At 63.7% G+C, this 26535-nt stretch carries 29 protein-coding genes, 1 tRNA gene and 1 pseudogene; 26 read left to right on the top strand and 5 right to left on the bottom strand.

Translation table 11 applies throughout. From position 1 onward, the window contains the following. The first annotated feature begins 5 nt into the window (after window positions 1-5). The 3 genes and pseudogenes from priA to hisF all read left to right on the top strand — a co-directional run bounded on the left by priA (window position 6) and on the right by hisF (window position 2356). Entirely contained in the window at window positions 6-740 is a 735-nt protein-coding gene (gene priA / locus ABH922_RS11660) for a bifunctional 1-(5-phosphoribosyl)-5-((5-phosphoribosylamino)methylideneamino)imidazole-4-carboxamide isomerase/phosphoribosylanthranilate isomerase PriA (protein ID WP_424807071.1), read from the top strand. Between the two features lie 11 nt (window positions 741-751). Continuing rightward, a pseudogene (locus tag ABH922_RS11655) lies at window positions 752-1586 on the top strand (inositol monophosphatase family protein). Continuing rightward, window positions 1583-2356: an imidazole glycerol phosphate synthase subunit HisF gene (hisF, locus tag ABH922_RS11650; RefSeq protein ID WP_424807070.1), complete on the top strand. Its 774-nt coding sequence runs from the start codon at window positions 1583-1585 to the stop codon at window positions 2354-2356. Before ABH922_RS11655 ends, hisF begins: the two are co-directional and overlap by 4 nt. A 23-nt stretch (window positions 2357-2379) precedes the next feature. On the opposite strand, the gene ABH922_RS11645 is transcribed toward hisF, so the two are convergent. After that, entirely contained in the window at window positions 2380-2994 is a 615-nt protein-coding gene (locus ABH922_RS11645) for a TetR/AcrR family transcriptional regulator (RefSeq protein ID WP_424809642.1), read from the bottom strand. Between the two features lie 87 nt (window positions 2995-3081). Between ABH922_RS11645 and ABH922_RS11640 the strand changes: the two genes are divergently transcribed. The 6 genes from ABH922_RS11640 to ABH922_RS11615 all read left to right on the top strand — a co-directional run bounded on the left by ABH922_RS11640 (window position 3082) and on the right by ABH922_RS11615 (window position 8005). Then, on the top strand, window positions 3082-4572 hold the full coding sequence (locus tag ABH922_RS11640; RefSeq protein ID WP_424807069.1) for a flavin-containing monooxygenase: 1491 nt from the start codon (window positions 3082-3084) through the stop codon (window positions 4570-4572). A 50-nt stretch (window positions 4573-4622) separates the two neighbouring features. Continuing rightward, window positions 4623-4967 (top strand): phosphoribosyl-AMP cyclohydrolase, encoded by a 345-nt coding sequence (hisI, locus tag ABH922_RS11635; RefSeq protein ID WP_424807068.1) that lies wholly within the window; start codon window positions 4623-4625, stop codon window positions 4965-4967. 10 nt (window positions 4968-4977) lie between these two features. Further along, window positions 4978-5109, top strand: a complete 132-nt coding sequence (locus tag ABH922_RS11630; RefSeq protein WP_424807067.1) for a hypothetical protein — start codon at window positions 4978-4980, stop codon at window positions 5107-5109. A 440-nt stretch (window positions 5110-5549) separates the two neighbouring features. Beyond that, window positions 5550-6167 carry an SRPBCC family protein gene (locus ABH922_RS11625; RefSeq protein ID WP_424807066.1) on the top strand — a complete coding sequence of 206 codons (618 nt, stop codon included), beginning with the start codon at window positions 5550-5552 and terminating at the stop codon, window positions 6165-6167. A gap of 197 nt (window positions 6168-6364) precedes the next feature. Further along, a complete protein-coding gene (locus tag ABH922_RS11620) occupies window positions 6365-7792 on the top strand; it encodes an FAD-dependent monooxygenase (protein ID WP_424807065.1) in 1428 nt (475 codons plus the stop codon). 33 nt (window positions 7793-7825) lie between these two features. Beyond that, entirely contained in the window at window positions 7826-8005 is a 180-nt protein-coding gene (locus ABH922_RS11615) for a tautomerase family protein (RefSeq protein ID WP_424807064.1), read from the top strand. Between the two features lie 129 nt (window positions 8006-8134). Here ABH922_RS11615 and ABH922_RS11610 read toward each other — a convergent pair whose 3' ends face one another. Next, window positions 8135-8644: a MarR family winged helix-turn-helix transcriptional regulator gene (locus ABH922_RS11610; protein ID WP_424807063.1), complete on the bottom strand. Its 510-nt coding sequence runs from the start codon at window positions 8642-8644 to the stop codon at window positions 8135-8137. A 156-nt stretch (window positions 8645-8800) separates the two neighbouring features. Here ABH922_RS11610 and ABH922_RS11605 point away from each other — a divergent pair, with 156 nt between their 5' ends. Then, window positions 8801-9583: a dioxygenase gene (locus ABH922_RS11605; protein WP_424807062.1), complete on the top strand. Its 783-nt coding sequence runs from the start codon at window positions 8801-8803 to the stop codon at window positions 9581-9583. On the opposite strand, the gene ABH922_RS11600 is transcribed toward ABH922_RS11605, so the two are convergent. Then, a complete protein-coding gene (locus tag ABH922_RS11600) occupies window positions 9571-10035 on the bottom strand; it encodes a peroxiredoxin (protein ID WP_424807061.1) in 465 nt (154 codons plus the stop codon). The genes ABH922_RS11605 and ABH922_RS11600 overlap by 13 nt on opposite strands. 57 nt (window positions 10036-10092) lie before the next feature. On the opposite strand from ABH922_RS11600, the gene ABH922_RS11595 reads away from it, so the two are divergent. The 9 genes from ABH922_RS11595 (at window position 10093) to ABH922_RS11555 (ending at window position 20001) form a co-directional block, all read left to right on the top strand. Further along, window positions 10093-11679, top strand: a complete 1587-nt coding sequence (locus ABH922_RS11595) for an anthranilate synthase component I (RefSeq protein WP_424807060.1) — start codon at window positions 10093-10095, stop codon at window positions 11677-11679. A 62-nt stretch (window positions 11680-11741) separates the two neighbouring features. Beyond that, entirely contained in the window at window positions 11742-12374 is a 633-nt protein-coding gene (locus tag ABH922_RS11590; protein WP_424809641.1) for a TIGR02234 family membrane protein, read from the top strand. 131 nt (window positions 12375-12505) lie between these two features. Then, window positions 12506-13315 carry an indole-3-glycerol phosphate synthase TrpC gene (gene trpC, locus ABH922_RS11585; protein WP_424807059.1) on the top strand — a complete coding sequence of 270 codons (810 nt, stop codon included), beginning with the start codon at window positions 12506-12508 and terminating at the stop codon, window positions 13313-13315. 75 nt (window positions 13316-13390) lie between these two features. Next, complete coding sequence (gene trpB, locus ABH922_RS11580) at window positions 13391-14734, top strand: tryptophan synthase subunit beta (RefSeq protein WP_424807058.1); 1344 nt, start codon at window positions 13391-13393, stop codon at window positions 14732-14734. After that, the gene (gene trpA, locus ABH922_RS11575) at window positions 14731-15534 is read left to right on the top strand and encodes a tryptophan synthase subunit alpha (protein WP_424807057.1); all 804 of its coding nucleotides are present in this window, start codon (window positions 14731-14733) and stop codon (window positions 15532-15534) included. Before trpB ends, trpA begins: the two co-directional genes overlap by 4 nt. Beyond that, window positions 15531-16538, top strand: a complete 1008-nt coding sequence (gene lgt / locus ABH922_RS11570) for a prolipoprotein diacylglyceryl transferase (RefSeq protein WP_424807056.1) — start codon at window positions 15531-15533, stop codon at window positions 16536-16538. The genes trpA and lgt overlap by 4 nt, the downstream gene beginning before the upstream one ends. Before the next feature lie 135 nt (window positions 16539-16673). Next, window positions 16674-17483, top strand: a complete 810-nt coding sequence (locus tag ABH922_RS11565) for an NINE protein (protein ID WP_424807055.1) — start codon at window positions 16674-16676, stop codon at window positions 17481-17483. 217 nt (window positions 17484-17700) lie between these two features. Further along, window positions 17701-19119, top strand: coding sequence for a pyruvate kinase (gene pyk / locus ABH922_RS11560; protein WP_424807054.1), 1419 nt, complete (start codon window positions 17701-17703; stop codon window positions 19117-19119). After that, on the top strand, window positions 19120-20001 hold the full coding sequence (locus ABH922_RS11555) for an acyl-CoA thioesterase (protein ID WP_424807053.1): 882 nt from the start codon (window positions 19120-19122) through the stop codon (window positions 19999-20001). 12 nt (window positions 20002-20013) lie between these two features. On the opposite strand, the gene ABH922_RS11550 is transcribed toward ABH922_RS11555, so the two are convergent. Next, a complete protein-coding gene (locus tag ABH922_RS11550) occupies window positions 20014-20517 on the bottom strand; it encodes an SRPBCC domain-containing protein (protein ID WP_424807052.1) in 504 nt (167 codons plus the stop codon). 246 nt (window positions 20518-20763) lie between these two features. On the opposite strand from ABH922_RS11550, the gene ABH922_RS11545 reads away from it, so the two are divergent. The 6 genes from ABH922_RS11545 (at window position 20764) to ABH922_RS11520 (ending at window position 25462) form a co-directional block, all read left to right on the top strand. Further along, entirely contained in the window at window positions 20764-21696 is a 933-nt protein-coding gene (locus tag ABH922_RS11545) for a zinc-binding dehydrogenase (RefSeq protein ID WP_424807050.1), read from the top strand. 20 nt (window positions 21697-21716) lie between these two features. Next, a complete protein-coding gene (locus tag ABH922_RS11540; protein ID WP_424807049.1) occupies window positions 21717-22325 on the top strand; it encodes a TetR/AcrR family transcriptional regulator in 609 nt (202 codons plus the stop codon). A 75-nt stretch (window positions 22326-22400) separates the two neighbouring features. Beyond that, window positions 22401-23600 (top strand): MFS transporter, encoded by a 1200-nt coding sequence (locus tag ABH922_RS11535; protein ID WP_424807048.1) that lies wholly within the window; start codon window positions 22401-22403, stop codon window positions 23598-23600. A gap of 33 nt (window positions 23601-23633) precedes the next feature. Further along, window positions 23634-24221, top strand: coding sequence for a hypothetical protein (locus ABH922_RS11530; RefSeq protein ID WP_424807047.1), 588 nt, complete (start codon window positions 23634-23636; stop codon window positions 24219-24221). Continuing rightward, complete coding sequence (locus ABH922_RS11525) at window positions 24211-24534, top strand: transcriptional regulator (RefSeq protein WP_424807046.1); 324 nt, start codon at window positions 24211-24213, stop codon at window positions 24532-24534. The genes ABH922_RS11530 and ABH922_RS11525 overlap by 11 nt, the downstream gene beginning before the upstream one ends. A gap of 184 nt (window positions 24535-24718) precedes the next feature. Then, window positions 24719-25462, top strand: a complete 744-nt coding sequence (locus ABH922_RS11520; RefSeq protein ID WP_424807045.1) for a tetrahydrofolate dehydrogenase/cyclohydrolase catalytic domain-containing protein — start codon at window positions 24719-24721, stop codon at window positions 25460-25462. Between the two features lie 176 nt (window positions 25463-25638). Here the strand turns inward: ABH922_RS11520 and ABH922_RS11515 are convergent. Beyond that, window positions 25639-25715: transfer RNA gene (locus tag ABH922_RS11515), tRNA-Leu, on the bottom strand. Between the two features lie 98 nt (window positions 25716-25813). Between ABH922_RS11515 and ABH922_RS11510 the strand changes: the two genes are divergently transcribed. After that, entirely contained in the window at window positions 25814-26443 is a 630-nt protein-coding gene (locus ABH922_RS11510; protein WP_424807044.1) for an ANTAR domain-containing response regulator, read from the top strand. Window positions 26444-26535 lie beyond the last annotated feature (92 nt).

Below are 26535 nucleotides of genomic sequence, written 5' to 3'. Positions count from 1 at the left end.
CGCACGTGAGCCTGGTCCTTTTACCTGCTGTGGATGTCGTCAACGGTGAAGCTGTTCGCCTCGTGCAAGGAGAGGCGGGAAGTGAGACCGGTTACGGGTCGCCCCGCGACGCCGCCCTGGCGTGGCAGAACGACGGTGCCGAGTGGGTGCATCTGGTCGATCTCGACGCCGCATTCGGACGCGGATCAAACAGTGAACTTCTTGCCGGTGTCATCGGCGACCTGACCGTCAAGGTAGAGCTGTCCGGCGGAATCCGTGACGACGCTTCGCTCGACGCGGCACTCGCCACCGGTTGTGCCCGCGTCAATCTGGGAACCGCAGCCATCGAAGATCCCGACTGGTGCGCCCGCGCCCTCGCCAGACACGGGGACAAGATCGCCGTCGGACTCGACGTTCGACTTGTCGACGGGCAGTACCGCACGCGCGGGCGCGGCTGGGTCACCGACGGTGGCGACCTCTGGGAGACCTTGGCTCGTCTCGATCGTGACGGCTGCACCCGGTACGTGGTCACCGACGTCTCCAAGGACGGCACCCTCACCGGCCCGAACCTCGAACTGCTCAGCCAGGTCTGTGCGGTCACCGACGCCCACGTCGTGGCCTCCGGCGGGGTGTCCACCATCGACGATCTGTTGGCGATCTCGAGTCTCGTCGATCAGGGTGTCGAGGGCGCTATCGTCGGGAAGGCCCTCTATGCCGGTCGATTCACGCTTCCCGAAGCGCTCGCCGCTGTGTCGGCTTAGGTAGATATCCGATGACCCGCGCGCATGACCTCGGTGAGTTGTTGTCCACGGCCGGTGAACTGCTGGACGGTGTGCGCGATCGATTCGTGGCCGGGGTCGGAGCACCCAGCGCGGTGGACAAGGGATGGGACGACTTCGCCACCGAAATCGATCTCGAACTCGAACGTCGTTTGTCGTCGGAATTGTCCGAGCGCACCGGAATCGAGGTGCATGGTGAAGAATTCGGCGGCCCGGACCTGGCGTCGGGTCTGGTGTGGGTGCTCGATCCGATCGACGGGACCTTCAACTATTCGGCCGGGCTGCCCTCGGCGGGAACGCTACTGGCGCTTCTCGACGACGGGGTCCCCGGTTCTGGGGTTGACGTGGCTGCCGCTGATCGGGCGAACCTACGCGGCGGCGGTCGGCGGCCCGCTGTTCGTGAACGGCAAAGCCGTTGCCGGTCTGGAGCATCGGACCCTGGCGTCGTCGACGGTGGGTCTCGGCGCTCTCAACGTCAACAGTCGCGGCCGGATCCCGGGCACCTTCCGCTTGCAGTTGCTCGCCGAGATCAGCAAGGTCTCGTCGCGGATACGGATGCACGGCTCCATCGGCGTCGATCTGGCGTTCACCGCGGCAGGCACGCTGGGGGCGGCGGTCGTATACGGGCACAATGCCTGGGACAACGCGGCAGGAGTTGCGCTCGTTCGCGCTGCCGGTGGCGTGGTCACCGACCTGGCCGGAGATCCATGGACGTTCCGATCCGAGTCGGTGCTCGCCGCCGCGCCGGGCGTCCACGGTGAGATACTGGACATTCTCGCATCGCTCGGTGATCCGAGCGCTCCGTCCTCAGGAGGACCAACAACATGACTCTGGCAGTTCGCGTGATCCCGTGTCTGGACGTCGACGCCGGTCGCGTGGTCAAAGGTGTCAACTTCGAGAACCTGCGCGACGCGGGTGATCCGGTGGAACTGGCCGCCGCGTACGACGCGCAGGGTGCGGACGAGCTGACCTTCCTGGACGTCACCGCGTCCACCTCGGATCGTGGCACGATGCTCGACGTCGTCAGTCGCACCGCCGAGCAGGTCTTCATTCCACTCACCGTCGGCGGTGGTGTGCGTACCGTGGCCGACGTGGATCGGCTGCTCCGTGCTGGTGCGGACAAGGTGAGCGTCAACACTGCAGCGATTGCGCGTCCTGAACTGCTCCGAGAATTGAGCGAGCGATTCGGATCGCAGTGCATCGTCTTGTCCGTCGATGCGAGAACTGTTCCGAACGGTCAGCAGGACACACGGTCCGGCTGGGAGGTCACCACCCACGGCGGAAAACGCGGCACCGGTATGGACGCGGTGGAGTGGGCCGAGCGAGGCGCCGAACTGGGTGTCGGTGAAATTCTCCTGAACTCGATGGACGCGGACGGCACGAAGGCCGGTTTCGATCTTCTGATGATCCGGGCCGTCCGAGCCGCTGTTCACGTACCTGTCATCGCCAGCGGTGGCGCCGGCGCGGTCGAGCATTTCGCACCGGCGGTGGACGCCGGTGCCGATGCCGTACTCGCTGCCAGCGTCTTTCACTTCGGTGACCTCAGCATCGCGCAGGTCAAGGATGCCATGAGGGCCGAGGGGATCGTCGTGCGCTAGACCCTGTCCTCGGCGGGGCCCGCTCAGTTGTCCGATCGGATCCCGTCGAACATCAGGGCCCTGATGGCGCGGTCGAGAGCTGCGCAGTCCACCGTGGAGTTGGGGCGCGCGCTCTCGATGGCGCTGCTCAGCATCATGCCGTTGACCGCACGAGCTGTGTTCTCGACGTCGAGGCCGGCGCGCAGGTATCCGCGGTCGACTCCGTGGGTGAGGTAGGCGGAGATCACGGCCGTCGACTGATCGAGCAGCCCGAACATCTTGCCGGTGAGATCGCTGTCGATGCTGGCCGTCTCGAACAGCAGCACTCTCGGAATGCGGGGGTCGGCGAACAAGATCCGCGAAAGTGCTTCGGCGATCCGGGCTACCTGCGCTCGGTAGTCCTCGAGGCTGTTTGCCTGGTTCGGGGCGTTTTCGGACGCCAGGGCGGTCAGTATCTTGGCGATCAGATCGTCGATCACGTGATCGACGATGTCTCGCTTGTTCTCGAAGTATCGATAGAACGTACCGTGTCCGATGCCGAGAGTTGCTGCTATGTCCGCGATTCCGGTGGCGTGGTACCCGCGCTCGGCAAAGCAGTCGAACGACGCATCGATGATCTCGCGGCGTAGTTCGGCTTTTTTTCGTTCTGCTCGGGTCATGGCGTTCGTCACGTCTGAATGATAGCTTCATCAGAAGCGGAATCGCATGTCATTTTCTGATGAGTAGTTCAGGGGGAGGATTCAACAATGGCGGACACATTCGACGCAGTAGTGGTCGGGGCCGGTTTCGGCGGTATCGGGGCGGCTATCGCGCTCAAGCGGCTGGGCCTGAAGAAGTTGGCGATACTCGAGCGCGAAGACGACCTCGGGGGGACGTGGCACGTCAATCGTTACCCGGGGTTGGCCGTCGACATCGCCTCGGTCACCTACTCGTACTCTTTCGAGCCGAATCCGAACTGGTCGCGGCTCTTCGCGCCGGGTGCGGAACTGAAGAAGTACGCCGACCACGTCGCCGACAAATACGACCTGCGCCGGCACATGAGCTTCGGTGCGGTTGTCGAAGGAGCTCGCTGGGACGAGGCAACCGGACACTGGGTGGTCTCGGTGGAAGGCAAACCGGATATCACCGCGAAGTACCTGCTCACCGCGACGGGCTTTCTGTCGCAGCCGCATCGCCCGGACATCTCCGGAATCGACGACTTCGCCGGCAAAGTCATCCATACCACTGCCTGGGACGATACTTATGATCTGGCCGGTACCAAGACCGCCGTCATCGGAACCGGGGCCACGGCAGTACAACTCGTTCCGGAAATAGCCGCGCGGGCCGCCGAACTCACGGTGTATCAACGCACCCCGATCTGGGTTGTACCCAAGGTGGACGTGCCCATCCCTTCGGTCGTGCAGAAACTCTTCGCTCGCGTGCCGTTCACGCAGCGGGTGGCGCGAAGCGTCAGCTCGGGGATACTCGAGATGATCATGGTGAGCGCTGTCCTGCACTACAAGCAGGTCAAGCTGTTGAACAAGGGCGCGGCAGCAGCATCACGAGCGTTCCTCCGTTCTCAGGTTCGTGATGCTGCGCTGCGCAAGCAACTCACGCCCGACTACGACTTCGGTTGCAAACGGCCCACGTTTTCCAACAGCTACTTCCGTACGTTCACCAAGAAGAACGTCAACCTCGAGACGGCGCCGATCGATCACGTGACCGCTGACGGAATCGTGACCGCGGACGGCCGGAAGACCGAGATCGACACTCTGGTACTCGCGACCGGCTTCAATCTGTGGGACGTCAATTTTCCCGCCGTCGAGATCGTCGGACGGGAGGGTCGAAATCTCGGACAGTGGTGGCGGGAGAATCGTTTTCAAGCCTACGAAGGTGTCTCGGTGCCGCATTTCCCGAACTTCCTCACTCTTGCAAGTCCGTATGCCTACAGTGGGCTCTCGTACTTCACCACCATCGAGACCCAGATGGCGCACATCACGCGGTTGTTCGGTGCACTCGAGAGTCGGGGTGCGGACACGTTCGAGGTGACCGAGGCGGCGAATGCGGAGTTCCTCGATCGGATGACCGAGAATCTGGCAGATTCGGTCTTTTACGGCGGTAGCTGCCAGACGTCGCGCAGTTACTACTTCAATCAACACGGGGAAGCGGCGATACTTCGCCCTACCTCGACCCGAAATGCTTTTGTCGAGGCCAATCGTTTCCCTCTTTCGCACTACACAATCAGTGCCTCACGATAGCCATCCGGGCGGATGCGGCATTACGCCTGGGTTGACGGTATAAACGTCCTATGAGTCTTGATCCCGCGATTGCAGCGCGGCTGAAGCGAAACGACGCCGGGTTGTTCAGCGCGGTGGCGCAGGAGAAGTCCACCGGCGACGTGCTCATGGTGGCGTGGATGGACGACGAGGCGCTCGCTCGCACCTTGCACACCCGGAAGGGAACGTACTACTCGCGCTCGCGTGAGCAGTACTGGGTCAAGGGCGAGACCTCGGGTCATACTCAGTACGTGCACGAGGTACGCCTCGACTGCGACGGTGATTCGGTTCTGCTGATCGTCGATCAGGAAGGCGCCGCCTGCCACACCGGCGATCACACCTGCTTCGACGCGGATGTGCTCCTCGCGGCAAAATGAAGTGGGTCGCGTGATGTCCGCACATGTCACCGAAAGGTTCATGACGGGCGGCGCGGTCACCGTGTTCGACGATTCGCAGGCGATCACGGTGGACGGGATCGCCACGCCGCAGATCGGTAAGGGCGTCGACTTCGGTAGGTGAGATGTCGAGAGGACCGCATCCGGCGAGACGACGATGATTCGCGGGTAACTCCACCTGGACGGTTCGGGACCGACGTCGCAGCACACCGGCGACGGTTCACCCGACGGATTCGGGTGGAGAGCACGGCTCGAGATCCGGTCGTAGTGCGGTCAGCGCTTTCACGATTGCCGGCATCGGTCCATCCGTGTCGGCGTCGACCCCGACATCCCTCAACCGCCGGTCCACAGATCGTATTCGGTCCCCGGGTGGTCGCGAATCGGCCATTCGAAGTCCCGACAGGTCGCCCTGGCGATATGTCCTTTCCGATGACCGCGAGTCTCGGATAGCGGCTCGGAACCGCCAGGGGAGTCGGTACCTTCCACGGGATAGGTCTGCCGCGGTGCCCGATACCGGGATATGTTTGGGCGGCAGAGAATTTCCCACCGATTCGAGGAAAATACATGGCTGTCAATGCAGTTGAATTTCTGGACACGGTGCAGAGGTCGGTCCAACCGGTTGCCGAAGGAACCCGGTCTCTGACGCTGAGCCTTACCGTAGCCGCTCCGATTGCCGACGTCTGGGACGCACTCACCTCGGCGGAGCGGATTTCGCGGTGGTTTCTGCCGATCACGGGGGAGTTGCGAACCGGCGGCCGTTATCAGCTGGAAGGCAATGCCGGCGGCGAAGTCCTTTCGTGTGACCCGCCGCAGTCATTCGACGTGACTTGGGAATTCGGCGGCGAGAATAGTCGAGTCGGGGTCAATTTGTCTCAATCAGCGGATGGCGGAACAGCTCTCGCTCTCGAGCATGCCGCGGCTGTCGATCCGGAGCGATGGGACGAGTACGGCCCCGCCGCGGTCGGTATCGGCTGGGACATGGTGTTGCTCGGCCTCACCTGGCATGTCGAGAACGGCATCGACACGCCGGTGGACAACCCGCAGTGGGTGTTCACCGACGAGGCGAAAGCCGCGATGGCGGGAAGTAGTGGCCTGTGGGCGCAGGCCGCGATCGCGGCGGGTGCGGATGCCGCCCTCGCGCATGCGGCTGCTGATCGGACAACCACGTTCTACACGGGTTGAGTGTCGTCGACGTTCGATGTGCGAGATTCGAGTTCGTACCGGGGCGGGCCGTAGCTGCGGACGGGGCGAAGTTTTCCTTGCCCACTTCAATCTATAACGCACCGGGGGCCTTGCGGCAAGACCCTGATGGGGGTGCACACTCTCCCTCGAAGCTCTGATCAGCGGAAATCGATGATGGTGCCGAACGAGGGGGATATGTGATCGACGTGATCGTTGCCGGTGGCGGACCGACCGGACTGATGTTGGCGAGTGAGTTACGCCTGCACGGCGTGGATGTACTGGTCCTGGAGAAGGAAATCGAGGCGAATGTACAGGCCAAAGCGCTGGGTCTGCATGTTCGCAGTATCGAGATCATGGATCAGCGCGGGCTGCTCGAGAAGTTCCTCGCTCGTGGCACGAAGTACTCCGACCATGGTGTGTTCGCGGGCATCGACAACACATGGCCGGAGAACCTCGATACCGCACATTCCTACATTCTCGGTATCGCGCAGACCGCTACCGAGGAGCTGTTGACCGAACACGCGCTCGGGCTCGGCACCGAGATTCGCCGCGGGAGCGAGTTGGTCGGGCTGATCGAGGATGCGGACGGTGTGAGTGTCGAACTCGACGACGGGTCGCAGATACGGTCGCGATACCTCGTCGGCTGCGACGGCGGCAGAAGCACCGTGCGCGGGCTGCTCGGAGTCGGATTCCCGGGTGAACCCGCCGGGATCGAGCGGCTTCTCGGCGAGATGGAGTCCAGGCTCTCGCCGGAGGAGATGTCTTCGGCGGCAGAAGAATTCGGAAATTTCGATCTGCGGTTCGGGCCCGCGCCGGATTCGGTGGGGCGGTATCGTTTTGTCGTCCGCGCCGCCGAAGTGCAGGAGGATCGGACGGCCGCAACAACATTCGAGGAATTTACCGCCCGGCTCCGGGAGCTGGCCGGCACGGACTTCGGGGTGCACTCGCCGCGGTGGCTCTCCCGTTTCGGTGACGCCACCCGTCAAGCCGAGCGCTATCGGGTCGGTCGGGTGTTCCTGGCCGGTGACGCCGCGCATGTTCACCCGCCGATCGGTGGGCAAGGCCTCAACCTCGGGATTCAGGATGCGTTCAATCTAGGCTGGAAGCTGGCCGCGCAGGTGCAGGGCCGGGCGCCGTCAGGGCTGCTCGACACCTATCAGGACGAGCGTCATCCGGTGGCCGCGGACGTCCTCGAGAACACGCGTGCCCAGAGCGCGCTGTTGGGAACCGACGCGAGCGCCAGGGCGCTGCGAAAGCTGTTGTCCAACTTGGCGGCCTTCGAGAATGTGAACATCCATCTTACCGAGGCGATCACGGGAATCGGTATCCGTTACGACTTCGGTGACGATCAGCGGCTGGTCGGTCGCAGGCTGCGTGACATGGACCTGAACCACGGGCATCTTTACGGGCTGATGCACGCCGGCCGTGGGCTGCTGCTCGACCGGAGCGGCGGACTGAGTGTGGAGGGCTGGGCGGACCGGGTGGATCGCATCATCGATCGCAGCGCGGAGGTGGACGAGGCGGCCGTACTGCTGCGCCCGGACGGCCACGTGGCGTGGGTGGGGGCCGACCAGCACGGACTCGTCGACCGGTTGCGGGTGTGGTTCGGAGATCCGGTCGGCTGAAAGTGCGGGCGCGTCGATGGCAGGATGTTCGACATGCCTTTGATTCAGATCAGCCAGACACCCGGTATCAGCGCGGAGCAGAAGAAAGCCACCATCGAGGCCGTCACCAAGGCGTACGCCGAGGCGACGGGCAAGAATCCCGATTCGGTGTGGGTCACCATCACCGAGGTCCCGCGCGAGCATTGGGGCGTTGGCGGTAAGCCACTCGGATGACGGTGGCGTTTTCGCCTTTCCGTCAGCCCTTCTCGCTGCGCTGATCCCCGCGCGCACGAGTGCGCGGCCGTGACGGAAGTTCCGGGTCGCCGCCGCGACGGCGACGGCGCGAGGGTGAAGTACAGCCGATCAGGCTCTTCCCAGGCCCCGCTCGAGACCGTGGTCGAGTTGGGTGAGCATCGCGGTACCCAGTGCAGTGAGCTGCGCCACCTGCTCGTCGTCGAGGCCTTCGAAGAGAAGCCCCTGCACGGTGGCGACGTGTCCGGGTGCGGCTTCGACGACCTTGGCCATGCCTGCGTCGGTGAGAACGGCATTGGAACCGCGGCTGCCGGGGATCACCTCACGCCTGACCCACCCGGTCTTCTCCATTTTGGTGACGACGTGTGAGAGGCGTGAGAGAGACGCGTTCGCTTGCTGCGCAAGTGTGGAGAGCTGCAGTCGTCGGTCCTCGGCGTCGGAGAGTGCGGCCAGAACGAAGTACTCGAAGTGTGTCAGGGCCGAATCGCGTTGTAGTTGGGTATCGAGTGCGGCGGGTAGTCGGGTCACGAACGAGATCAGACCGAGCCAGGCCTGCTGCTGTTCCGGGGTCAGCCACTTCGGTTCGGCAGGCGCGTCGTCTCGCACGTTCGGGTCACTCACCGGCGGCTCTCCTTCGGGTGATTCTGGCGTTGCTCCTCGTACAGGTTCTCAGACGAGTGTCCAGCCGATTCACTCAGGGAATACTTGTGGTTCACAACTGTTGAGACATATATTAACTTGAAGCTTCAACCATAACGTTCGTGAAACGAGGCAGCTATGTCCGCAACAGTCATGCCGGCTCTGTACCTGAGCCACGGCGCACCGCCTTTGGTGGACAGCGCCCTGTGGGTGCGCCAACTCGGGGAGTGGTCTGCGGAACTTCCGCGACCGACCGCAATCCTCATCGTGTCCGCGCACTGGGAATCGGCACCGCTGACCATAGGTTCCACCACCACGGGCACGCCGTTGATCTACGACTTCGGCGGGTTCCCCGAACGCTTCTATCAGGCGCGGTACAACTCGCCGGGTGCCCCGGATCTGGCCGCACAGGTGGCGGCGCTCATGCCGGACAGTGAGCAGGTGGTGCAACAGCCCCGGCGCGGCCTCGATCACGGTGCGTACGTTCCCCTGACGGTGATGTACCCGGAGGCGGACATTCCGGTTCTACAGATATCGCTTCCCACTCTCGATCCCGAGCGGCTCCTGCATCTGGGAGAACGTCTGCGCCCGCTGCGAGAGCAGGGTGTGCTGATCGTCGGATCGGGCTTCACCACTCACGGGCTGCCGTTCCTGCGAGATCCGTCGCCGCAGGCGCAGGCACCGGGGTGGTCGGCGGAATTCGACGCCTGGGCCGGCGAACGCTTCGCTGCCGGCGATGTCGATTCGCTGATCGACTTCCGGGCCCAGGCGCCGGGGATGCCGTACGCGCACCCCACGATCGAACACTTCGCACCGCTGTTCGTCACCCTGGGTGCATCGTCCGATCCGGAACAGGTGCCCACCCAGGTCATCGACGGTTTCTGGATGGGTCTGGCGAAACGGTCGATTCAGGTCCGCTGACGGCTACGCAGGAACTCCAGTGCCTGATCGCCGTGCGTGTTGGCGCGCAGTTCGCTCGAGATGACCTTCAGGACGGTGCGATCGACGTCGATCACGAAGGTGGACCGCTTGACCGGTGCCAGCTTGCCGAGCAGGCCACGTTTGACGCCGAATTGCTCGGCGACGGTGCCGTCGGTGTCGGCGAGCAGGGGGTAGTCGAAGGACTGCGCTGTCGCGAAGGTCGATTGGGCTTCGACGGTGTCGGTGCTGATCCCGGCCCTCGATGCGCCGACCGCCGCGAATTCGCCGCCGAGGTCCCGGAAATGGCAGGCCTCCGCAGTGCAGACCGGTGTGGACGCGGCCGGGTAGAAGAAGAGCACGAGCGGACCGTTCCCGAGCAGACTGCTCAGTGAGCGCGACTCTGCGTCCTGATCGGACAGGGTGAAGTCTGGTGCGAGCTGACCGGGTTTCATGCGGTCGAGGTTACCCGCGCACGACGGCCGAACGGGTGCGCCTGGGATGATGGGGACATGCACGGCGAGCCCACCTCCATGTCCGCACGGTCGTCTCTCACCGCGATCGTCGGTGACGCGTCCGATTCCACCACCACGCGAGAGCAGTTCCGCGCTCTCGCAGCTGAGCACCGGGTGGTTCCGGTGACCCGTAAAGTGTTGGCGGACTCCGAAACTCCGCTTTCGGCGTACGAGAAGTTGGCCGGTAACCGCCCAGGGACGTTCCTCCTCGAGTCTGCCGAGAACGGACGCTCGTGGTCGCGGTGGTCGTTCATCGGCGTCGGTAGCCCGGCAGCCCTGACCGTCGTCGACGGTGAAGCTGCCTGGTACGGCAATGTTCCTGCCGGTGCGCCGTCCGGTGGTGACCCGATCGACGCACTCGGTGCCACCCTCGAACTGCTGCGATCGGAGCGTCTACCCGATCTGCCGCCGCTCACCGGCGGCATGGTCGGCTTCCTCGGCTACGACGCGGTGCGGCGTCTGGAACGGCTCGGCGATTCGGCCGTGGACGATCTGCAGATTCCCGAGATGGTCATGTTGCTCGCCGCCGACATCGCCGCGGTCGATCATCACGAGGGCGCGATCACCCTGATCGCCAACGCCGTCAACTGGAACGGCACCGACGAGCACGTCGACGCCGCCTACGACGACGCGGTGGCCAGGCTCGACGCGATGACGCGGGCGCTGGCCGCTCCCGCGAAGTCCACGGTGTCCACATTCTCCAAGGCCACCCCGCAGTACCGCCGCCAGCGCACCACCGAGAGTTTCGGTGTGGACGTGAAGAAGCTGATCGGGGACATCGAGGCCGGTGAGGCGTTTCAGGTGGTGCTCTCGCAGCGGTTCGAGATCGACTGCGCCGCGGCACCGATCGACGTGTACCGAATGCTGCGAGCGTCGAATCCGAGTCCGTACATGTATCTGCTCAACGTCCCGAACGGTGACGGCGAGACGGCATTTTCCATCGTCGGATCGAGCCCCGAAGCGCTGGTCACCGTGTCCGAGGGGGTGGCGACCACCCATCCGATCGCCGGAACGAGATGGCGCGGCGCCACCGAGGAGGACGACATCCTGCTCGAGAAGGACCTTCTCGCGGACGAGAAGGAGAACTCCGAGCATCTGATGCTCGTCGATCTCGGCCGCAACGATCTGGGCCGGGTCTGTCGTCCCGGCACGGTGAAGGTGCACGACTACCGCCACATCGAGCGGTACAGCCACGTCATGCACCTCGTGTCCACCGTCACCGGCCGGCTTGCCGAGGGCAAGCACGCGCTGGACGCCGTCACGGCGTGTTTTCCGGCCGGAACGCTGTCCGGGGCCCCGAAGGTCCGTGCCATGCAACTGATCGAGGAGCTCGAACCGACTCGGCGCGGCATCTACGGCGGCATCGTCGGCTACCTGGACTTCGCCGGGGACGCCGACACCGCGATCGCGATCCGGACCGCACTGATCAAGGACGGTGTCGCGTACGTGCAGGCCGGAGCCGGCGTGGTCGCGGACTCGGATCCGGTCTACGAGGACACCGAAGCGCGCAACAAGGCAATGGCTGTGCTCAGCGCCATCGCCGCCGCAGACACCTTGCGCACCATCGGAGGTGACGACCAGTGACCGACAACGATTCGAGCACCGACACCACGGTGACGCCGCCGCCGAACGCCCGGCGCTCCACCGTGGTGCGGACATTGCTGCTGTTGGTGGCTGCGGCCGCGCTGTGGGGTAGTTCGCGGATGACGTGGGTGCACCTGACGTCCAGTGACGGCAAGACCTTGGAGCGGACGACGGCACTGGACGGCAGCACGTGGGCGGCGGCGATGACACCGCTGGCGCTGGCGATGCTGGCGGCGGTGGCCGCGTCGTTCGCCGTACGCGGTTGGGCTGTTCGGGTGGTCGGGGTGCTGGTGGCGCTGGTGGCCGTCGCGGTCGCTGGTCCGCCGGTGCAGCTGCTGGTCTCCGGCGCCTCGGCGGATCGCGCCGCCGAACTGGCCGAGTTGTCCGGTCACCCGGAGGAGCTCGCTGCCGACTATTCGCTGCTACCTCCGCTGCTGGCGCTGCTGGGGGCGGTGGCTGCCTTTGTGGCCGCCGCGCAATTGGTACGGGCACCGTCCTCACGCGGCGGCCTGTCTTCGAAGTACGACAGTCCGGCGGTACGGCGGGAGGCGGCATCGAAACTCGGACAGGGTGAGATCGCCGGCGAGGACGGGCCGGTGACGCAGCGCATGCTCTGGGATGCCCTCGACGCCGGTGAAGACCCGACAGTCGACGGTCCCGGCGACGGCAACGGCGAATCGACCCCCCGGTCCTGACGATGTTCGGGCCTCGAGGCGGGTGGGCTCGGGTACCCGATCGGAGCCTGGAAAACCCACCCAACTAGGCTGACACCACCCTGATGACGTATCTCACATCGGGCTCTTGCCCAGAAAGGATTCGGGCCACGATGACCGTACTCGACTCGATTCTCGACGGGGTGCGCGCTGACGTCGCCGCCCGCGAATCTGTTCTCGACTTCGCCGCAGTGAAGGCCGCTGCCGCTACTGCACCGCCCGCGCTCGATGCCGCTGCAGCGCTTCTGGAATCGAGCATCGGCGTCATCGCCGAGGTGAAGCGGGCAAGTCCGTCCAAGGGCCCGTTGGCCGATATCGCAGATCCGGCGGAGTTGGCCGCGGCCTACCAAGCCGGTGGTGCCCGCGTCATCAGCGTGCTGACCGAGGAGCGTCGCTTCCACGGTTCGCTCGCCGATCTGGACGCGGTTCGCAAGGCCGTGACGATACCGGTGTTACGCAAGGACTTCATCGTCGGTCCGTATCAGATTCACGAAGCTCGTGCGCACGGCGCAGACGTGATCTTGTTGATCGTGGCCGCTCTCGAGCAGCAAGCGCTCGCCTCGCTCATCGATCGCACCGAATCACTCGGGATGACGGCTCTGGTGGAGGTACACACCGAGGAAGAGGCCAATCGAGCACTCGAAGCCGGTGCGAAGGTCATCGGCGTCAATGCGCGCAACCTCAAGACGCTCGAAGTCGACAAGAACACCTTCGGCCGGATCGCTCCGGGCCTGCCGACGGAAACGATCAAGATCGCGGAGTCCGGAGTGCGCGGTACGGCGGATCTGCTTGCGTACGCCGGCGCCGGGGCCGACGCTGTTCTGGTCGGTGAAGGACTCGTGACCAGTGGTGATCCGCGCAAGGCGGTAGCCGATCTGGTCAACGCGGGAGCGCATCCGTCCTGCCCCAAACCGTCACGCTGACATAGCTCACGGCTCGGGTGTCGTCAGTCAACACCCGAGCGGTGAGCAGCGACACGCTCGAGGCAGACTGGTGCAGTGACTTCACGTACTCAGGGACCAGTCTTCAAGGGCGCCAACCTGCCGCAAGCCAGTGTCGGACTCACCGAGCGCTCCGGCCACGATCCGGACGTCGGAGGGCATTTCGGCGTCTACGGTGGTCGGCACGTTCCGGAAGCCCTCATGGCCGTCATCGAGGAAGTCACCGCCGAATACGAGAAGGCGCGAGCCGATGACGAGTTCCTGAACGAACTCGACCGTCTTCAGCGCGACTACACCGGCCGGCCGTCACCGATCTTCGAAGCAACCCGAATGAGTGAGTTCGCCGGTGGTGCGCGAATCATTCTCAAGCGAGAAGACTTGAACCACACAGGTTCTCACAAGATCAACAACGTGCTCGGTCAAGTTCTCCTTGCCAAGCGGATGGGCAAGACCCGCATCATCGCCGAGACCGGAGCCGGTCAGCACGGCGTGGCCTCGGCTACGGCCTGCGCGCTCCTCGGTCTCGAATGCGTGGTCTACATGGGTGCTCTGGACACGGAACGCCAGGCACTCAACGTGGCCCGGATGCGACTGCTCGGTGCCCAGGTGGTGTCGGTGGAGACCGGGTCGCGCACACTCAAGGACGCCATCAACGAAGCTCTGCGCGATTGGGTCTCGCATGCCGACAACACCTACTACTGCTTCGGAACTGCGGCCGGCCCCCATCCTTTCCCGATGCTCGTCCGCGACTTCCAGCGGGTGATCGGGCTCGAGGCCCGCGCACAGGTGCAGGCGCTGACGGGTCGACTTCCCGATGCGGTGACGGCATGCGTCGGCGGTGGATCCAATGCGATCGGCATCTTCCATGCGTTCCTCGACGACCTCTCCGTTCGCCTCGTCGGATATGAAGCAGCCGGTGACGGGGTCGAGACCGGTAGGCATGCAGCAACATTCACCGGTGGCACGCCCGGCGCTTTCCAGGGTGCCTACTCGTATCTTCTTCAGGACGAAGACGGTCAGACCACCGAATCTCACTCGATCTCGGCAGGCCTGGACTACCCGGGTGTGGGTCCGGAACATGCGTATCTCAACGACATCGGTCGGGCGACGTACGAACCCGTCACGGATTCCGAAGCGATGGACGCGTTGCTGTTGCTCTCCCGCCGTGAGGGAATCATTCCCGCCGTCGAGTCCGCGCATGCTGTCGCAGGCGCGCTCCGCCTGGGCAGAGAACTGGGGGAGGGAGCGATCATCGTCGTCAATCTTTCCGGACGCGGCGACAAGGACATGGACACCGCCGCCGAGTGGTTCGGTCTGGTCGACGGATCGCCCAAGTCCGAGGGATCTTCCAACTCCCCTGTGGCAGAACAGAACGACGACACGGAAGGCTCCGACAAGTGAGCGAACTTTCAGCACGCCTGGCCCCCACGTTCGCCGCGTGCAAGGCGGAGAACCGTGCAGCGCTGGTGGGATACCTGCCCGCCGGCTACCCGACGGTTTCCGGCTCCATCGACGTGTTCAAGACCATGGTCGACGGTGGCTGCGACGTCATCGAGGTAGGCGTCGCCTACTCCGATCCGGTGATGGACGGTCCGACCATCCAGAAGGCAGCGGAAACTGCTCTCACCAATGGCGTCCGACTACGCGATATATTCACCGTCGTCGAACAGATCAGTTCGGTCGGTGGCAAGGCAGTGGTCATGACGTACTGGAACCCGGTGCTGCAATACGGCGTAGACAAGTTCTCGCGAGACCTGGCGGCAGCCGGTGGTCTCGGATTGATCACACCCAATCTGATTCCCGACGAGGCCGACGAGTGGGTCGAAGCATCGAAGAAGCATCATCTGGATCGAATCTTCCTGGTGGCTCCCTCGTCGACGGAGGAACGTCTGGCGATGACCGTCGAGGCGAGCAGCGGATTCGTCTATGCCGCGTCCACTATGGGTGTCACCGGCGCTCGTGACGCGGTGTCGTCGATGGCACCCGAGCTGACCGCGCGTATTCGAGCGCACTCCGACATCCCGGTCGGTGTCGGACTGGGCGTGCGGTCGGGTGCGCAGGCAGCGGAGATCGCCGGCTACGCAGACGCAGTCATCGTCGGTTCGGCCCTGGTGTCCGCAGTCGAGAAGGGCTTGGGAGCAGTGCGCACCCTCACCGAAGAACTCGCAGAGGGTGTCCGCTCGGCTAGCGTGGTGTCGTGACTTCATCAGTGGACCTGCTGGCGTACATTCCCAGCCCGCCTCAAGGCGTTTGGTACGTGGGGCCGCTTGCTCTCCGTGCGTACGCCCTGTTCATCATCTTGGGCATCGTCGTGGCGATCGTCTGGGGCGATCGTCGTTGGGTGGCGCGTGGCGGTGAGAAGGGGACGGTTCTCGACGTCGCGATCTGGGCGGTGCCGTTCGGGTTGATCGGTGGCCGCCTCTATCACGTGCTGACGGATTGGCCGGCCTACTTCGGTAGCAACGGCTCACCCGTCGATGCGTTGAAGGTCTGGCAGGGCGGTCTGGGGATCTGGGGAGCGGTGTTCCTCGGTGGTGTCGGTGCATGGATCGGTTGCCGCCGACGCGGGATTCCGGTTGCCGCGCTCGGTGACGCCATCGCGCCGGGTATTCTTCTCGCGCAGGCGATCGGGCGGATCGGAAACTACTTCAACCAGGAACTGTACGGCCGCGAAACCACTGTGCCGTGGGGCCTGGAAATCTTCGAGCGGGTCAACTCGTCGGGGCAGTTCGATCAGTTGACCGGAGTGTCCAACGGTGAAGTGATGAGGGTGGTGCACCCGACGTTTCTGTACGAAGCGCTGTGGAGTCTGCTGATCGTCGTTCTTCTGGTTCTGGTCGACCGCAGGTTCAAGATCGGCCACGGTCGACTGTTCGCGCTGTACGTGGCCGGCTATTGCGTCGGCCGCTTCGTGGTCGAACTCATGCGCGACGATTTCGCCTACGAAATCGCCGGAATCAGGGTCAACTCGTTCACCTCGGGAATCGTGTTCCTCGCGGCAGCCGCGTACTTCGTCCTCGCGACGAAGGGACGGGAGGCGCCGGCGGAGTTGAAGTCGAAGAGCTACATTGCCGAATCAGTCGGTCCGGACGACACTTCAGGACATACCGATACCCCGGTCGATGTCGACTCCGGCTCGGAGGCGGATCGGTCCGGCGACGGAACGTCGGATTCGACGAGGCTCGACACGAACGGAAAATCCTGACATAGCCGTATCGTCGAGGTGTCATCCGGCAGGAGCGTTGGCTGATGTGTGGGGGATCGGTCGACTGTTCGGTCAACTGTTCGGTCAACTGTCACCGCCCCTGCGTAACTGTTGTCGAGATGTAAGGAACGTACGTTGCCCGACCTGAACAAGTACCCGGAGCCCGTAGATCCGTCGGATTCCTCCGGATCCCAGTCCCCGGTTCCGCCACAGTTCGGCTCGCCTTTCGACTACGACGCCACGGCGGACGCATCGTTGACCGAAACGTCCGCGCCCACGGAGAAGACCCCGTCCACCGAGACGACCGGCACCGGTCCTGGTTGGGATACCTACGCCGGGGTCGGTAACGGTCCGGGCTGGGGCAGTCATCCGATCTACCCGCCGCCGCCCGGCAACGATTCGTCCGGCGGGTTACCACCGGACGGCGCGCCGGGATATCCACAGCACAGTGCCTATCCGCCACCGGGCGCGCAGACTTCGCAGTTCGGCGCGGCGCCCGACGGTCCTGTGTACGGCGCTCCGGCCGACCCCACGAACCCGTACATTCAGCCGTCCTACGGGGATGCGCCGCACACGCAGCAGCCGTACGGGCCACCGTCCGGATATGCGCCGTACGGGGCTCCGCCGCCGGCCTACGGGCCACCGCCCGGGTACCCCGGCTACGGGGGCTTCGGGTACGCAGATCCCTCGGCGCCGTACGGACGCGATCCGCTGACCGGCGAGCCGTTGTCCGAGAAGTCGAAGTTGACATCGGGCCTGTTGGGTATCTTTCTCGGCGCATTCGGTGCCGGCCGGTTCTACCTGAATCAGCCCGGTGTGGCGATCGCTCAGATCGCAGCCACGTGGTTGACGTGTGGAATCGGCGGTATCTGGCCGTTGATCGACGGCATCATGATGCTGTCCGGAAACGTTCGCGATCGGAACGGTCGACCGTTGCGAAGTTGAGGCCGCGTGGCTCGCTGATGCACCTATCGGACACCACCGTGTCCGATAGGTGCATTTGTACGTTTGGCGTATTTTTGCTCGACCCGTTGCAGACGTGCTGTTCGCGGCGTTTCGGGAACTCGCTCGGTTGACTGCCGACTGAATCGAACAAGAACAGAAAGTGCACGTCGGAGGCGTCGGATAGAAGTGCTCTGGGGTAGCGACTAGGCTCATTCGCGTGAACCGACGGACTAAAATTGTATGCACCTTGGGACCTGCGACAGCATCTGGTGACCGCATCCGCGAACTTGTGGAAAGCGGGATGGACGTGGCCCGGCTGAACTTCAGCCACGGCGAGCACGCCGATCACGAAGAGAATTACATCCGGGTCCGTGAGGCCTCGGACGCGACGGGGAAGGCAGTCGGCGTGTTGGCCGACCTTCAGGGCCCCAAGATCCGCCTCGGTCGATTCAAGGACGAGCGCACGGTGTGGGCGAACGGCGAAGAGGTTCGCATCACTGTCGACGACGTCGAGGGAACGCACGATCGCGTCGGTACCACGTACAAGGAACTTGCGCGTGATGCCAAGGCCGGTGACCGCCTTCTCGTCGACGACGGCAAGGTCGGTCTGGTCGTCACGTCCGTAGACGGTAACGATGTCGTGTGTCGAGTTACCGAGGGTGGCCCGGTCAGCAACAACAAGGGTTTGTCGTTGCCCGGGATGAACGTCTCGGTTCCGGCTCTGTCCGGTAAGGACATCGCGGATCTCGAGTTCGCACTCAAGCTCGGTGTCGACTTCATCGCGTTGTCCTTCGTGCGATCGCCTGCCGACATCGAACTGGTTCACGCCGTCATGGACCGTGTCGGCCGTCGGGTCCCGGTCATCGCGAAGCTCGAGAAGCCGGAGGCGATCGACAACGTCGAGGCGATCGTGCTCGCATTCGACGCGGTGATGGTGGCGCGTGGTGACCTCGGTGTCGAGCTTCCCCTCGAGCAGGTGCCGCTGGTACAGAAGCGGGCCATTCAGATCGCCCGGGAGAACGCGAAGCCGGTGATCGTCGCGACGCAGATGCTCGAGTCGATGATCGAGAACTCGCGTCCCACCCGCGCCGAGGCTTCCGACGTCGCCAACGCCGTTCTCGACGGCGCCGACGCCGTCATGCTCTCCGGTGAGACTTCCGTGGGCAAGTACGTCATGGAAACCGTGCGCACCATGGCCCGGATCGTCGAAGCCGTCGAGGGCGAGACGACGAGAGTCCCTCCGTTGACGCACACTCCTCGCACCAAGCGCGGCGTGATTTCGTATGCGGCCCGTGATATCGGCGAGCGTCTCGACGCCAAGGCACTGGTCGCCTTCACCCAGTCCGGGGACACGGTCCGCCGGCTGGCGCGACTGCACACCCCGCTGCCGCTGTTGGCGTTCACGCCGTTGCCTGCGGTGCGAAGCCAGTTGACCCTGACGTGGGGAACCGAGACGTTCCTCGTCGATGCGGTGGCCACCACCGACGAGATGGTGCGTCAGGTGGACAGTGCATTGCTCGCCCTCGGCCGGTACGTCAAGGGCGACCTCGTGGTCATCGTCGCCGGTTCGCCCCCGGGAACCGTCGGGTCCACCAACCTCATTCACGTGCACCGTATCGGCGAAGAGGACCACTGAGTGACCCACGTGAACTCGTCCACCGACCTGAGCACGCTTCTCGGTCTGTTGGATCTCGAGCAGCTCGGCGAGGACGAGTTCCGTGGGCATCACCCGGCTCAGGTCGGCTCCCGGACGTTCGGCGGTCAACTCGTGTCGCAGGCACTGATGGCTGCCGGACGGACGGTGGACGGCGAACGTCCGATCCACGCGATCAATGCACATTTCATACGCGGCGGAGATGTCAAGGCGCCCATCGACTATCGAGTGGATCGACATCGTGACGGTCGGGCATTCGCCAATCGGCAGGTAATCGCGTACCAGGGCGGGCACGAACTCTTCGTGATGCTCGCGGCCTTCCAGGATTCGGGTACGGGACTCGAGCATGCGGTGTCGATTCCGGATGTTCCGTTGCCGGAGACGTTACCGACCATCGGTGAACACCTACGCGGTTACGAGGAGACGCTGCCGTTCTTCAGCAATGCGCTCAAGCCGATAGACCTGCGGTACGCCAACGATCCCGCGTGGGTGCTCAAGGACGCGGGCGAGAAACTCGAACACAACAGGGTGTGGATGCGCCCGGACGGCGACATGCCGGACAACCCGCTCGTTCATGCCGCGGCACTGGCCTATTCGTCGGATACCACGGTCCTGGATTCGATCCTCACGACGCACGGACTGTCGTGGGGTCATGATCGCATCGTGGCGGCCACGGTCAACCACTCCATCTGGTTTCACCGCCCGTTCCGATTCGACGATTGGGTGCTGTACTCGACGCAATCGCCGGTTGCGGCCGGATCTCGGGCACTGGCTACCGGTCACTGCTTTTCCCGTGACGGTTTGCTGTTGGCCACCGTCGTACAGGAGGGCGTCGTTCGTCACTTCCCGCGCCGGCGGGCGTGACCCGACACTCTCTCAGGCTGATATGCGGTACTGCGCCGAGAGTTCGTCGGCACGGTCCCACGGCGACCAATCGATTGCCTGATCATCGAGTTGGGCTGCAACAACTTCCAGGCCCGCATGCCAGCCGGACGCGTGTTCGCGGGCAGACTCTTCGTTCTCGACTGTATGGGTGAAGGTGAGCCAACAGCCACCGGTTCCGTTCGGTGCCAGTTCCCAGTGCAGAGTGTCACCTTCCCAGAGGTACTCCAGAATGTGGTGTGGGTGAACGCTGATCATCGTGCCGTGCGTGAGGTGTCGGATATCGGTTCCGTGCCGCTGAATCTGTCGGGGAGTTGCCTTGAAGGCAAGTTCGGTCCCGGGTCGGACATCGAGGTCCACTTCGGCCGGGAACCACACGTCGAGGTACTCGCGGGCGGTGATGACCTTCCATACCTGAACCGGTGAGTGCGTCGTGGCGAGTCGAAAACTGGTAGCTACTCGTCCGTCGTATGTCAGATTGATCGTTCCGTTGTCCATCGGTGCCTCCACTGTCGGTGCCCGTGCGGTTGTCAACCATGGTGCCATTTTTGCGATGGGGACGGAGCAGGTGCAGGTCAGACGGTCACCATCACGCCAGGTCGACACCTTGGTGATGTGAATCACTATACGAGTGGTCTGGATCGAGCTGCAATGTTCTGGAATCGATACCGATCACGAGCGATTTGTATTTCAGAATACAAAAAGTGTTAGTGTGTGGTCGGACATCGAAGATGGAGGACGCGTGTGAGTCGTCGAATGCGGGCAATCGAGTCCGACGGGAAGAAATTTCGCTTCGTGGAGTCGGCGTGGCCGCAGCGGGCGACCGACAGCGACGTGGTGGTCGCGGTGCGGCGAGTCTCTCTCAATCGAGGTGAACTCACCTTCGGTTGGGACGCCGGTGTCGCGGTCGGATGGGATGCCTACGGTATCGTCGTCGAAACCAGTGCGGACGGTGTCGGTCCTGCTGCCGGAACACCGGTCGTGACGTGGGGTTTCTCCGGGGCCTGGGCGCAGTATCGCCTTGTGGATCACGCCAATGTGGCGAAGGTGCCCGTCGGGGTTTCGGATCTGATGGCCTCGTCGTTGCCGGTTGCCGGTCTGACAGCGCTTCGCTCGGTTCGGGGCCTCGGGATCGGATCCGGTACTTCGGTGGCGGTAACCGGGGCCACTGGCGGCGTGGGACATCTCGTCGTCCAGTTGGCTTCCGATGTCGGAGCCGAGGTCACGGCGGTCGTCAGAGACGACGACGGTCGACAATGGCTCGAGGGCAACGGAATTCCACCAGGTTCTATCGAGACGGTGGCGGAACTGTCAGGTGATCGAACCTACGATGCGGTGATCGACACAGTGGGCGGTGAGGTGCTTTCGGCTCTGCTGCCTGTGATCAAGTCCGGTGGATCGGTGTTGTCGATCGGTAGCGCCGGTGGATCGGACGCCGAGGTGGACACGGATGCCGTGATCGCCAAGGGGCTGGATGTTCTGACGTACGGGGACTACGGGGTTGCCGGTGCGGATCTCGAACTTCTGCTCGATCTGATCGCCGACGGCCGACTCGTGGTACATGCTCGTGACGTGGGCGGTTGGGAGCAGATCGTCGACGGGGCTGCGGACTCGCTGCTCGCGCGTGGAAAGGTGTCACTGTCTGTCGGTACTGAACTGTCTGTCGGTACTGAATAGTTCTTCGGAGGTCGGTGTACATGGGTAGGCCACGCAAGTTCGACGAATCAGCGGTTCTCGACGCTGCCGCCCGTGAGTTCCGAGTGCACGGGTTTGCCGACACCTCGACCGAGCAACTCTGCGACGCCGCAGGTGTCGGTCGTAGCACCTTGTACAACACGTTCGTCTCCAAGGAGGAATTGTTCGTGCGGACGCTCGAGCGATACACGATCACCACGGCGCAGCGCCAGGCCGATGTTCTCGCCACGTCGGACGCCACCGGTGCAGAGCGTCTGACGATGCTTCTGGATCTGATCCTCGCCGAGGAGGCCGATTCCGCGAAGGGGCATCATGCTGCCGGATGCATGACGGTAGGTACCGTGATGACGCCCGACCTTCTGGCGCGTGACTCGCGCATAGCGGACGTTCTCGATCGTGATCTGCGGCATCGGCTCGGGACTCTCGAGGACTGTGTTCGTAGCGGTCAGGCCGACGGTTCCATCGTCGCGGAGGTCACGCCGCTCGAGGCCGCATGGCAAGTTGTGACCGTGATCTCCGGCATCCGCGTCAGTGCGGCGGCCGGTGCGCCGAGTTCGGTTCTGGGCCGTGTCGCTCATGACGGGATACGCACACTCTTCGCGATCGACTAGCGGTCGATGTCGGAACCGTTGTCTTGACCTGCCCGCAATTTGTATTTGAAAATACATAACTGAAAGGACGGCCCTGTGCCGAAAGTCGTCTACATACTCGCCGCCGGAATATTCGCGATGGTCACCAGTGAGTTCACCGTCAGTGGTCTCATGCCTCAACTTGCCACGGGGCTCCACGTCGACGTGTCGCACATAGGTTATCTCGTCACAGCTTTCGCCCTGGCAATGTCAATCGGTGGACCGCTGCTCACCATGTTGTTGCTCGAATGGCCACCCCGACGCGCATTGCTCGTGTTGTTCGCGGTGTTCTTGGCGGGCAACCTCCTTGCCGCCGTGGCACCTACGTACTCGGTCCTTCTCCTCGCGCGCCTCGTCACCGGTGCCGCATCGGGTGCATTCTTCGGCGTCGCCATCACTGCGGCGGGCCAGGCGGTGTCCCCGACACTGCGGGTTCGGGCAACCGCGACCGCTCTGCAAGGACTGATGCTCGGCACCACCCTGGGGCTTCCGCTCGCGACCTGGATCGGCGGATTGTGGGGATGGCGTGCAGCGTTCGCCGGAATCGGGGTGCTGACCGTCGTCGCCGCAGTGGCGACCGCACGGTTCGTTCCGCTGGTGGAGACGGAACCGAAGGAAATTCAGAACCTTCGCAGCGAGTTGGGAGTGTTTCGCAGTCGACGGTTGTGGGCGGTGATGAGCACGTCCACCCTCGTCATCAGTGCTGCGTTCGCGGGATTCTCGTACTTCACGCCGATTCTGACCGAGAAGACCGGAATCGGCCTGGGTGCCATTCCGGCTCTGCTGGTGGTGTACGGAGCCGTGACCGTGGTCGGAAACGCGTTGGTCGGGCGGCTGGCCGATCGTTTCACCACGGCCACTCTGGTAGTCGGCACAACGCTGAGTGCGGCCTTCTTGGCAGTCTTTGCGGTAGCTGCTCAGAATCCGTGGGCGGCGATTCCGGCGATGCTCGGTATCGGGCTAGTGGGTGTCACCATGAACCCGGCCCTGGTGACGCGAGTTCAACGTAGTGGAAACGCCGGTGCCCTGGTCAACACCGTGCACTCGTCGATGATCACATTCGGCGTCGTCATCGGCTCGGCGCTGGGCGGTGTAGGAATTCACGTCGCCGGATTGCGAGCGCCGCTGTGGATCGGGGTTGTCCTGGCTCTCGGGGCCATCGCGACGATGATTCCTGATCTGGTGCGTGAACGTTCTCGCGGGGGTTTCGGCTGCGGCCGCACGCTTGCTTCCGCTACACCGGACAAGCGCCGTTGACATTTCTTTACTCTGTAAGACAGAGTGGGCTCTATGTCGACCACCCAGCAGACGTACTGGACCGAATCGTCGATCGCGCGGGCCGTACGATCGTCCCGAAGAGTGGAATCGACTAATCTGATCGTGATCGGACTCGCCGTCGCGACGGTCGCGGCATCCGGATTGACCAACGAAATCGGTACCGCATCGTTGTTCGCCGGGGTAGTGGTCGCGGCGACATTCAGTGCGGTGTGGGCGGTGACGGCATGGCGCTCGTGGCGCACCGGAGTGCGGGGAGTGCGAATCGGCTACGGCGCCTTGGCGGTGGCGTCGGTCCTCGGCCTCGGATACGTCATGCTCGGTTCGGCGGTATTGGGGCCGTTGACGATCATCGGGGCCGGGTTCGTCTTGATCGGATGGCGTGAGCAATCTCGGCGTATCTGGATCACCGGATCGGTACTGGCTGTGTACGGAATCGGCACGGCGCCTGAACTCCTCGCCAGGTATGTGGGATTCGATACCGTCGAACTCGTGACGCGGATCGCGACTGTGACGACCGGACCTGTCGCGGTGCTGGTCCTGGCACTCGGCGGCGACAGCTTCCTTCGAGAGAATCGTGAGATCAACTCTCGTGCAGCCTAGTTCATCCAGTCACCCATACCTGCAGCTCGACGACACAGTGCATCAGAAGGCGCGCCTGGCAATTCTGTCGATACTGGCCGGCGGCGTGGAGGTCGACTTCGGTTTCCTGCGATCGACGTTGGAACTGACCGACGGAAATCTCGGTCGCCACCTCGACGTTCTCCTCACCGCGGGATACATCTGCGTGCGGAGGACGTACAACGGGCGTCGAGCGCGCTCGTGGCTCACCATCACAGACGGCGGACGTGCGGCCTTGGCTGTAGAAGTCGACGCGCTACGTTCGATGTTGGGGCAGATCAGCGACTTTCACTGACGTTCGAACCCTGTGGTGCCAAACCACCGCCTGCGAAACCTCGAGACATCACTCCACGCGACAGGGCGATGTGCGCTGCTGTGAGTGCACACGACTGGGGTAGGTGAGTCCGACCACCGGAGAGTGCATATCGCGAGGCGTCGTCCGCCTGGGTGCTTGACGCACCACGTGTCAAGGAGTGCCTGTGCCCGCTCGGATCATCGACGGCCGCAAGACGGCAGCAGCGGTCATCGCCGCCGATACGGCTGCGGAGGTAGAACAGTGCACTGCGCGTACGGCGCACGTCCCGTGCCTTGCTGCAGTCGTCGTGGGATCGGACCCGGCCTCGCGCGCGTACGTGGCGATGAGAGCACGCAGATGCGCAACTGTCGGCATTGCGTCCCGGGTGATCGAGTGGCCGGCCACGACGACCATGGCGGTCCTCGAAGATTTGTCGGCTGATCCGCTGGTGGACGGAATCCTGTTGCAACATCGCGTGCCGAGCCATATCGACGAACGCGCCGCATTCGATTCGACAGCACCGGCCAAGGACGTCGACGGTGTCACCTCGGCGTCGTTCGCGTCGATGACACTGACCGGGCGGTTGTTCGAATCGTGGACGCCGAGTGCGATACTCCGCTTGCTCGATTCGGTGGGTGTCCGGTTGGCCGGTGCCAACGCAGTCGTCGTGGGACGAAGTCCGATCCTCCGGTTGTCGGCCGAGGCGATGTTGCTGCGGCGAGACGTCACCGTCACGTACTGCCATTCACACACCGAGGATCTCGAAGCTCACCGGGGGAGCAGGCATCGTCATAGCGGCGGTGGGAGTGCCGGAACTGGTCGAAGGCGATGGGGTCAGGCCGGGAGCGGTGGTCGTCGACGCGGGGTACGACCCGGGCGGAGTCGGAGACGTCGAGTATCGGTAAGCGTCCGAACTCCGCTGCGCTGATCACTCCGGTGCCCGGCGGGGGTCGGGCCGATGACGGTGGCTGTTCTTCTCGACCACGCCGTGACCGCCGCAGTGCTGGCGCACCGGTCGATTCAGCCGGCTCGCGCAGAGGTGCCACGATGAACTCGACATACGTCGGTGATCGGAGCCGCCTGACACGACGGCCTTCTCGGTGCTGGTGCCCTCGGTGAGACTCGAACTCACACTGCACGGGTTTTGAATCCGTTTCCTCTGCCAATTGGGATACGAGGGCTTGTTGCGATGACTACATTAGAAGATGCGTTTTCAGAGTCAAGCACCGGTACCCTCTTAATGTTCGCGCCTCGCCTCGGGGCGGTTCGATCGAGGAGGATGGTGGCCATGAATTCGCCGCAGCCGCAAGGCAATCAGCAGATTCCCCGTCGTGTTGTGGTCGCGGAGGACGAAGCGCTGATTCGCATGGACCTCGTCGAAATGCTTCGCGAGGAGGGGTACGACGTCGTCGGCGAGGCGGGCGACGGACAGGTTGCCGTGGAGTTGGCAGAAGAACTCAGGCCTGATCTGGTGATCATGGACGTCAAAATGCCCAGGCGGGACGGTATCGACGCGGCTTCGGAGATCGCAGCCAAGAGAATTGCACCTGTGGTAATTCTCACAGCGTTCAGTCAACGCGAATTGGTGGAGCGGGCACGAGATGCGGGTGCGATGGCGTATCTGGTGAAACCGTTCTCCATCAGTGATCTGGTGCCTGCAGTCGAACTTGCCGTCAGTCGGTTCCGGGAGGTGACTGCGCTCGAGCGCGAAGTTGCAGATCTGGCGGATCGCCTCGAGACCAGGAAGCTGATCGAACGGGCCAAGAGTGTGTTGATGGTTCGTCAGGCGCTCACGGAGCCCGAAGCGTTCAAGTGGATTCAACGCGCCGCAATGGATCGTCGTTCAACCATGAAGTCCGTGGCCGAAGTTGTGCTCGAAACGCTCGGCGGTGATCCGGCCGAGAGTTGACGAGGCGTCATCGCGAATGTCGCGGATCGCAAGTGCCGTGTTAACACTGACTACCTTCGGATGACAGTCGCGTCAACCGCCTTTCCGCAGCG

Source organism: Rhodococcus sp. 27YEA15 (assembly GCF_049739425.1).
Taxonomy (GTDB): Bacteria; Actinomycetota; Actinomycetes; order Mycobacteriales; family Mycobacteriaceae; genus Rhodococcus_F.
The sequence above is the reverse complement of the archived record's forward strand: the minus strand, read 5'-3'. Positions and strand labels throughout refer to the sequence as shown.